Origin of the sequence: Pseudomonas sp. 2822-15 (genome assembly GCF_002742515.1) — a bacterium.
Lineage (GTDB): Bacteria > Pseudomonadota > Gammaproteobacteria > Pseudomonadales > Pseudomonadaceae > Aquipseudomonas > Aquipseudomonas salomonii.
Genome location: NZ_LJRY01000176.1, coordinates 1 through 1236, shown reverse-complemented (window position 1 = coordinate 1236; position 1236 = coordinate 1). Strand labels below are relative to the sequence as shown.

The window sequence follows — 1236 nt, the reverse complement described above, 5'->3', positions numbered from 1 at the left end:
GTGTAGTGGTCAACTAATCCCGGACACGACGTTAAGTTTTTCCTCGGCCCGAGCCGGCGCCAGCCCACCGTTGAATTGGTGAGGCCGAATCCAGTTGTAGCGATGCATCAAGAATTGGCTGATATCACGCTGTGCTTCCTGCGCAGTTCGATAGCCCAAGGTCGGTATCCACTCTGTCTTCAAGCTGCGGAACACGCGCTCCATCGGCGCGTTGTCCCAGCAATTTCCCCGCCGGCTCATGCTCTGGCGCATGCGATAACGCCACAGCCGCTGGCGAAAGAGCCGGCTTGCATATTGCGATCCCTGGTCCGAGTGGAATAGCAGATCCGAAGGCCTGCCACGCTGCTCGTAAGCCATATCCAGCGCCTTGATCACCAGTTCAGCGTCCGGCTTTTCCGACAACGCCCAGCCCACGATCCGGCGTGTGCAAAGATCCAGCACGACAGCCAGGTAATGCCATTTTCCTTGTGCCCAAATGTAGGTGATGTCGCCGCACCAGACTTGATTGGGCGCTGGCACGTCGAACTCGCGGTTCAATGTGTTCGGGATATCCAGTCTTTCTACTGTTGCTCGTTTGTAGGCATGGGAGTCGGGTTGTTTGCTGACTAAATCAAGCTCGCGCATCAAGCTACGCACTTTGAATCGACCGATCTGCTCACCGTCTTCACGCATCAGCGACAGGATGCTGCGACTGCCCGCAGAGCTGCGACTTTGCGAGAACAGCTCACTGACGCGACTACGCAATCGAAGCCGTTCAACATCGGGCGTGCGGCGCCGCAGGCGCTGGGCGTAGTAACACGAGCGAGTGACGTCAAACACCTTGCACAGCCAATCAACCGGCTCATGTGTGCTCAACTGGTCAATCAGCGCGAACGCTCGTGATCTTCCGACATCAAGAGCGCGGTAGCCTTTTTTAGTATTGATTTCTCTCGCTCAAGCCGAGCAATCCGGGCTTCCAGCTCCTGAATTTTTTGCTGTTCCGGAGTCAGGGCCTTGCTCTGCGGGGTGACGCCTTTATGTTCTTTCTGAATCTGGTCAACCCAGCGGCGCAATGCCGACTCACCAATACCGAGTGAACGGCTGGCTTCGATGTAGCTGTAGTTTTGTTTGAGCACAAGGTCGGCAGCCTCGCGCTTGAATTCAGGAGTAAAGGAGCGGCGTTGTTTGGTCATCTGACACCTCGATCTGGCGAGCATTCTCGCCTAAATGGGTGTCCGGTTTCATTAGACCACTACA

1 protein-coding gene is annotated in these 1236 nt (G+C 55.9%); it reads right to left on the bottom strand.

Translation table 11 applies throughout. From position 1 onward, the window contains the following. Positions 1-9 precede the first annotated feature (9 nt). A protein-coding gene (locus AOA59_RS09425) for an IS3 family transposase (RefSeq protein WP_099487024.1) occupies positions 10-1172 on the bottom strand; the annotation gives its coding sequence in 2 pieces (ribosomal slippage) (positions 10-917 and positions 917-1172; 1164 coding nt in all). Between the last annotated feature and the right edge of the window lie 64 nt (positions 1173-1236).